Raw genomic sequence first — 7,468 nt, 5'->3', positions numbered from 1 at the left:
GAGATGAGTCATCCGGTATAAAGGGGCGTTGGAGACGACGACGTTGATAGGCGGCAGGTGTAGGCACAGAGATGTGTTGAGCTGAGCCGTACTAATGGCCCCGGACGCGTGTGCTTCGCTTTGTCTGGTACTATAGTGGCTATTGTTTTCTGGTTTTCCTGTGGGGAAAAAGACTTGAGCTATCTGATCGAGCCGGTCCCGTGAGGGGATGGTGTCGATCGACGAACAACAAGCAGGTTGGTGCTGGTAAGGCGGGTGAACACCTCTTCCATTCCGAACAGAGCCGTTAAGCCCCGTACTGCCGATGGTACTGCTGTCACAAGTGGGAGAGTAGGAAGGTGCCACCTGCTGTTATTAAACGCGAAAGCCGTTACCCGATCCGGGTGACGGCTTTTTGCATATATAAGCTATTTTACGACGAGGAGCGAGATCCGCATGCCTGAATACAATATAAGGGCGGCTATAGAGACCCCAGATGGGATTCACCATAGCCGCCCTTATGTTATAAGTGGTATTAAGCGAGTTCGAGTTCGCTGAACGTTGGGAGGGTGATTTTAGCAAGCAGCTGTTCTTCGAGCAGATCGGCCCAGGCGTTCATGTATGCCACTACATCATCCCGGACATTATGCTTGAGGTATCGTTTTTCGAGCGGAAAACGAGCCAGTACTGCCCGATCATCCAACCGTTCGAGGTGCTTGAGATCTTCCAGCATCAAGCCAGCGTTCAGCATTTCATTGATCACAATATCCAGCGGCATCTGACTGGTGGGGCAGTAATCATCGACCTGTTCATTCCAGTCACCGTAGCGCTGCATGGCGTACTGGTGAATTTGATCTTTGTTTAGCTTGGTTAAAACCTGCGCCAGATTGCCACAGTTGCAGCCACCCATATGACCCCACTGGTAAGGAGATCCATTAGCCAGATTACGAGCCGTACGGCGCAACGCATCAATAAGTTCGGGGGTTGGTCGTGCCATGATAAAACAAGGTTTATTGATTGACTGGCTAACAGCCTGTTAATCCGTTTTGTTCGCCGTTGGCGTTGGGTGTTGATAGATTATCGAACCAGCTCCATCAGGTCTTTATCGTTCACTTCTTTACGGATATCGGCCATGTCCAGGAAGCGCGTGTAAATGCCATCCAGGGTTGGTTTATCGTAACGGAAGCCCAGCAGTTCGAGCCGATGTTTGAGGGCATGACGGCCGCTGCGAGCCGTCAATACGATAGACGACTCCGGTACACCCACATCATGCGGATTCATGATCTCGTAATTCTCCGAATGCTTTAGAAAGCCATCCTGGTGGATACCCGACGAATGCGCGAAAGCGTTGCGACCAACAATGGCTTTGTTCGCCTGTACTGGCATGCGCATCATCTGCGAGACAAGATTGCTGACGGGGAAAAGACGGGTTGAGTCAACATTGGTGTAGTAGCCTAGTTCTTTGTGTACTTTAAGCGCCATGACGACCTCTTCCAGGGATGTATTGCCCGCCCGTTCGCCAATGCCATTCATCGTAACCTCAACCTGACGAGCGCCGTTCATCACACCCGCCAGCGTATTGGCGGTGGCCAGGCCCAGATCATTGTGGCAGTGGATCGAAATAGTAGCCTGATGGACGTTGGATACGTTTTCGTAGATGTAAGCGATTTTACGACCATACTCGTCGGGCAGGCAGTAACCGGTCGTGTCCGGGATATTGACAACCGTAGCACCGGCCCGGATGACAGCTTCGGTCAGCTGCGCCAGGAAGACCAGGTCTGCCCGTCCGGCATCTTCAGCGTAAAACTCGACATCTTCAACGTACGTTTTGGCGTGTTTGACGGCTGCTACGGCCTGCTCCAGGATCTTCTCCCGCGTACTACCAAACTTGTTCCGGATATGTATATCCGAAGAGCCTATGCCCGTATGGATACGGCCCCGTTTAGCCAGTTTCAGCGCTTCACCAGCCGCGTCGATATCACCCTTGACCGCCCGGCTTAGCGCGCAGACGGTTGGTTCTGTAACAGCTTTGGCAATTTCAACAACCGAGCGAAAATCGCCGGGGCTGGAAACCGGGAAGCCGGCTTCGATAATGTCAACCCCAAGTCGCTCCAGTTCTCTGGCCACAACAATCTTTTCTTCGGTGGTTAGCTGACAGCCGGGAACTTGCTCACCATCGCGCAGGGTGGTATCGAAAATATAAACTCGCTGGCTCATACTTAGTAGTAATGACTGATTGGCAATTTATCTGATTGTATAAAAAATGCTCTTCCTGTTGCGAGAAAGAGCATTTATAGGAAAGCCTATCTTTCTCCGTCAACAAACGTAAGGTTTCTGCAGTCGGTTAAGTGAAGGCATCAGGATCATCGGCGAAATTTCGCTGGTTGCGTAAACACGCTACAAAAATAGAGTTTTAAAAAAGATCTGCAAATGAAATTTTATTTTTAATACCAGCCTATCTGACAGCTATGCCTGAAGGAGTTGCAAAATTTGCTGCCCCATGGCATCGGTTCCTAACACATGCTCGGGCTGGGTGGTTGGACCAGCAATGTCACGGGTCCGGTAGCCGGCTTTCAGCACAGCGTCTACGGCGCCGACAACAGCTTCGGCTTCGGCTTTCAGGCCAAAGGATATGTCGAGCATCAGTGCTACCGATAATACAGAAGCCAGCGGGTTAGCTACTCCTTTGCCGGTAATATCATGCGCAGAGCCATGGATAGGCTCATATACGCCGGTATTGTCGCCAACAGAAGCCGAGGCCAGCATACCCATCGATCCGGCAATCTGGCTGGCTTCGTCGGTCAGGATATCGCCGAAGAGGTTGCCCGTAACGACAACGTCAAACCGTTTTGGATCTTTGATGAGCAGCATGGCGGCAGCATCGATGAACTGGTGTTCGACCTCTACGTCGGCGTATTCGGGGGCAATTGCCTGAACCACTTCCCGCCACAGTCGGCTGCTTTCCAGTACGTTAGCTTTATCTACCGAACAGAGCCGCTTGTTACGGGTGCGGGCGGCTTCGAACGCCTTCCGAACAATACGTTCTACTTCGTATTTGCTGTAGATCATTGTATCGTAGGCGGTATTGCCTTCGTCGAGTCGTTCGCGTTTGCCAAAATAAACATCGCCGGTCAGTTCACGGAAGAACAGGATGTCGGCACCCCGCAGAATTTCGGGCTTGATACTCGATGCATCGAGCAGTTCGTCAAAGAGTTTGATGGGCCGCAGGTTGGCGTAAAGTCCCAGTTCTTTGCGCATCTGCAGCAGACCCTGCTCGGGACGGACTTTGGCGGTAGGATCGTTATCGTACTTGGGATGGCCAACGGCACCGAACAGGATTGCATCGGCTGCCCGCATTTTGGTCAGGGTTTCGCCGGGCAGGGGCGAGCCGGTTGCTTCGATAGCGACGTGGCCAATAAGGGCTTCGTCGTAGGTAAATTCGTGACCAAATTTCCGGGCAATGGCTTCGAGAACCTGCTTGCCAACGGTTGTTACTTCGGCACCAATGCCGTCGCCGGGAACTACAAGGATGTGTTTTTTCATGAAAAAGAGAATGGAGAAACGCGTAGATAAGAGGAGACGGTGCTGCGAACGTATACGATCGGACCGGCTCTCTTTCAGCAGGCGTTTCCTTTAGTCTAAAGTATTCAACATTTTTTGGGTTGCCTTAATCGCCGATACGGTCTGATCAGAGTCGAGGCCCCGGGTTTTGAATTCGTGATTTTTGACTTTCCAGGTGATGATGGTCTCGCAGAGCGCATCCGTACGGCCACCGGTCGGAATCCGTACGGCGTAGTCGGTCAGTTCGGGCAGAACGAGCTTTTTACGGCTGTAAATTTTCTTCAGCGCGTTCATAAACGCATCGTACTGCCCGTCGCCCTGGGCATTTTCTTCAAACTGTTCGCTATCGATGCGTACTCGTAATGTAGCCGACGGCTTCAGGTCTTTAGAATGAGTCAGCACGTAGTTGAGCACTTCTACCCGCGATGCCACCGCGTTGGTGTTGAGCACGTCGGCAATAACATAGGGTAGGTCCTCGCGGGTAACGACCTCTTTCTGGTCGCCCAGTTCGATAACCCGCTGGGTCACTTTCCGAAGGTCATCGTCCGATAGCTGAATACCCAGCTCACGCAGGTTGTTCTCGATATTGGCTTTGCCGGAGGTTTTACCGAGGGCGTAGCTGCGTTTGCGACCGAAGCGTTCGGGCAGCAGCGCGTTAAAGTAGAGATTGTTTTTCTTGTCGCCATCGGCATGGATGCCGGCCGTCTGGGTGAACACATTGTCGCCCACTACGGGTTTGTTATCCGGAATCCGAAGGCCGGAGAACGTTTCGACAATTTTGCTGACCTGATAGAGCGATTTTTCGACCACCCCCAGTTTTACCTCCGGCATGAAGTCGTGCAACACGGCCAGGGTACTGGCCAGGGGTGCATTACCGGCCCGCTCACCCAGCCCGTTTACGGTCAGGTGAATGCCGTGGGCGCCGGCCCGTATGGCTTCCATCACGTTGGCCACCCCGAGGTCGTAGTCGTTATGGGCGTGAAAATCGAAGTGGAGCCTGGGATAGCGGTTTACCAGCTGATAAACGAACTGATACGATTCAGACGGGGTCAGCACCCCCAGTGTATCGGGCAGAAGAACCCGGCGGATGGGTTGGGTTTGCAGAAAATCCAGAAACTGAAATACGTAGTCGGGCGAGTTACGCATGCCATTGCTCCAGTCTTCCAGATACACATTGATCTGGAAACCGGCCAGCTGGGCCTGGCTAACCATCTGTTGAATATCGCCAAAATGCTGGTCGGGCGTTTTCTTGAGCTGATGAGTCAGGTGGTTCATGGACCCCTTCGTCAGCAGGTTCATGACTTTAGCGCCCGATTCCCGCATCCAGTCGAGGGAGGCTTGCCCATCGACAAAGGTCAGCACCTCGACCCGGTCGAGCAAACCCATACCGGCTGCCCAGCGCGTAATCTGCCGAACGGCCTCCAGCTCGCCCGCCGACACCCGTGCCGACGCCACCTCTACCCGATCAACCTTTACCTCGGTAAGCAGTACCTGGGCTAACGCCAGTTTCTCGGACGCCGAAAACGACACCCCGCTGGTCTGTTCACCATCGCGGAGGGTCGTATCCATAATTTCAATATAACGGCGGGTTTTCATGAAGCAAAATGAGTGGTTGAGCAAACGATTGACGGAGTGGCCAGTGCGCCTGATAACGCGCCCCATTCACTCCATCGCCATTTACTCAATCACTCAGTAAGGTTAGAACGGTCTGGTATCGGCAAAGGCTTCGATTTCGGATTTCATCGACAGGAGGTAGTCGATGTCGTCGTAGCCGTTGAGCAGGTTGTGCTTCTTGTACTCGTTGATGGCGAAGCGCTCACTATCGCCCGTTGCCAGGAGGGTAATGGTCTGCTCAGGCAGGTTCACTTCCAGTTCGGTGCTGGGGTCGGCTTCGATGGCTGCGAAGATTCTGTCCGCAAACTCGGGGCTAACCGTAACGGGCAGGATGCCGACGTTGAGGCAGTTGTTCTTGAAAATATCGGCGAAGAAGCTCGATACGACGCAGCGGAAACCATAGTCGTAAATAGCCCAGGCTGCATGTTCGCGGCTCGATCCGCTGCCGAAATTTTTGCCACCCACCAGAATTTTACGGGCTGGGCCATTGCTCGAATAGGTTGGATTGTTGAGTACAAAATCGGCTTTGGGGGTATTGTCGGGGTTGTAGCGCCAGTCGCGGAACAGGTTGTCGCCAAAACCTTTGCGCTCCGTCGCTTTCAGGAAGCGGGCAGGAATAATCTGATCCGTATCGACGTTCTCGATGGGCATCGGAACGGCCGCACTGCGAAGAATGGTGAAATTATCGTAAGCCATGTTTACCGTAATAAGTTATGAGTGATGAACGATGAGTGATAAGTGTTAAGGTCGGTCGGTTCATATCGGCCGCTCATAACTCAGCACTCATAGTTCATCGCTATATGAATTCTCTGGGATCTGTGACTTTGCCTGTTACGGCGGCTGCAGCGGCAACGAGCGGGCTGGCCAGCAGGGTGCGGGCGCCCGGCCCCTGACGACCTTCGAAGTTGCGGTTCGAGGTAGAAACGGCGTATTTACCGGCCGGAATCTTGTCTTCGTTCATGGCCAGACAGGCTGAGCAACCCGGCTGACGGAGTTCAAAACCGGCTTCGGTCAGGATGTCCAGAATACCTTCTTCTTTGATCTGTCGCTCAACCACGTGCGAGCCCGGTACGAGCCAGGCCGTAACGTTATCGGCTTTCCGGTGGCCTTTTACGATCGACGCAAACGCGCGGAAATCCTCGATCCGACCGTTGGTGCAGCTGCCCAGAAAAACGAAGTCAATGGGTTTGCCGACCATCGATTCGTTCTCGGCGAAGCCCATGTACTGCAACGATTTTTTGTAACTGGCCGCGCCGTCTTTTACCGCTTCGGCTATTGGAATCTGCCGCGATATACCCGTGCCCAAACCGGGGTTGGTACCGTACGTAATCTGCGGTTCGATAGTGGCCGCATCGAAGGTCAGATCTACGTCGAACTCGGCCCCGTCGTCGGTGCTGAGCGACTCCCAGTACGGAACCAGCTTATCCCAGGCTTCGCCTTTAGGCGCCATTTCGCGGCCGTTCAGGTAGTTGAGGGTGGTCTGGTCGGGGGCAATGATACCACCGCGCGCGCCCATCTCGATGCTCATGTTACAGACCGTCATGCGGCCTTCCATGCTCATGTTGCGGAACACCTCGCCGGCGTATTCGACAAAGTAGCCCGTTGCGCCACTGGCCGAAATCTGCGCGATGATGTAAAGAATGACGTCTTTGGGCATGACCGCCTTACCAAGCGTACCGTTTACCGTGATCCGCATTTTCTTTGGCTTCGGCTGCATGATACACTGCGAGGCCAGCACCATTTCTACTTCCGAGGTACCGATTCCGAACGCAATGGCCCCAAACGCACCGTGGGTCGACGTATGCGAGTCGCCACAGACGATGGTCATGCCGGGTAGGGTGATGCCGTTTTCGGGGCCGATTACGTGCACAATGCCGTTTTTCTGGTGGCCCAAACCCCAGTGTGAAATGCCATACTTAGCCGTGTTGACTTCCAGCGCCCTGAGCTGATTGGCTGATAGCGGATCGGCAACGGGTAGGTGCTGGTTGAGGGTAGGTGTGTTGTGATCGGCGGTGGCGAAGGTTCGGCCGGGAAACAGTACCGGCGCGCCCCGGCCCTCGAGACCCAGAAACGCTACGGGGCTGGTTACTTCATGGATGAAATGACGGTCGATGAACAACACATCGGGGCCATCTTCGACGTGCCGGATGACGTGCGCATCCCAGACTTTATCAAATAAGGTTTTTGGGGTACTCATTGTTGTAGCGGAAACTTTGTTCGTAGCTACAAAGGTGATGAGTTGTTATCAGGCCGGCATCTCGTTACGCGTCCAATAAATAGCGTTTTTGGTTCTTGATTGGCGAATGGACGGAAA

6 protein-coding genes and 2 rRNA genes are annotated in these 7,468 nt (G+C 53.6%); 2 read left to right on the top strand and 6 right to left on the bottom strand.

The window, feature by feature from the left end:
• Together EQG79_RS25605 and rrf are read left to right on the top strand one after the other, a co-directional pair.
• Positions 1-116: ribosomal RNA gene (locus EQG79_RS25605) — 23S ribosomal RNA — on the top strand; the annotation flags it as partial.
• Positions 117-236: 120 nt separating this feature from the next.
• A 5S ribosomal RNA gene (gene rrf / locus EQG79_RS25600) occupies positions 237-347 on the top strand.
• 167 nt (positions 348-514) lie between these two features.
• Here rrf and EQG79_RS25595 read toward each other — a convergent pair.
• The 6 genes from EQG79_RS25595 to leuC all read right to left on the bottom strand — a co-directional run bounded on the left by EQG79_RS25595 (position 515) and on the right by leuC (position 7,351).
• Positions 515-976 carry a hypothetical protein gene (locus EQG79_RS25595; protein WP_077923614.1) on the bottom strand — a complete coding sequence of 154 codons (462 nt, stop codon included), beginning with the start codon at positions 974-976 and terminating at the stop codon, positions 515-517.
• Positions 977-1,056: 80 nt separating this feature from the next.
• Positions 1,057-2,196 (bottom strand): 2-isopropylmalate synthase, encoded by a 1,140-nt coding sequence (locus tag EQG79_RS25590; protein WP_077923615.1) that lies wholly within the window; start codon positions 2,194-2,196, stop codon positions 1,057-1,059.
• 249 nt (positions 2,197-2,445) lie between these two features.
• A complete protein-coding gene (gene leuB, locus EQG79_RS25585) occupies positions 2,446-3,522 on the bottom strand; it encodes a 3-isopropylmalate dehydrogenase (RefSeq protein ID WP_129605427.1) in 1,077 nt (358 codons plus the stop codon).
• A 90-nt stretch (positions 3,523-3,612) separates the two neighbouring features.
• Complete coding sequence (locus EQG79_RS25580; protein ID WP_129605425.1) at positions 3,613-5,136, bottom strand: alpha-isopropylmalate synthase regulatory domain-containing protein; 1,524 nt, start codon at positions 5,134-5,136, stop codon at positions 3,613-3,615.
• Between the two features lie 102 nt (positions 5,137-5,238).
• A complete protein-coding gene (gene leuD / locus EQG79_RS25575) occupies positions 5,239-5,850 on the bottom strand; it encodes a 3-isopropylmalate dehydratase small subunit (RefSeq protein ID WP_077923618.1) in 612 nt (203 codons plus the stop codon).
• Positions 5,851-5,950: 100 nt separating this feature from the next.
• Complete coding sequence (gene leuC / locus EQG79_RS25570) at positions 5,951-7,351, bottom strand: 3-isopropylmalate dehydratase large subunit (RefSeq protein ID WP_077923619.1); 1,401 nt, start codon at positions 7,349-7,351, stop codon at positions 5,951-5,953.
• Positions 7,352-7,468 lie beyond the last annotated feature (117 nt).

Source organism: Spirosoma sordidisoli (assembly GCF_004138325.1).
In the GTDB taxonomy this organism is placed as follows: Bacteria; Bacteroidota; Bacteroidia; order Cytophagales; family Spirosomataceae; genus Spirosoma; species Spirosoma sordidisoli.
This window is presented reverse-complemented; position numbering and strand designations above follow the sequence as displayed.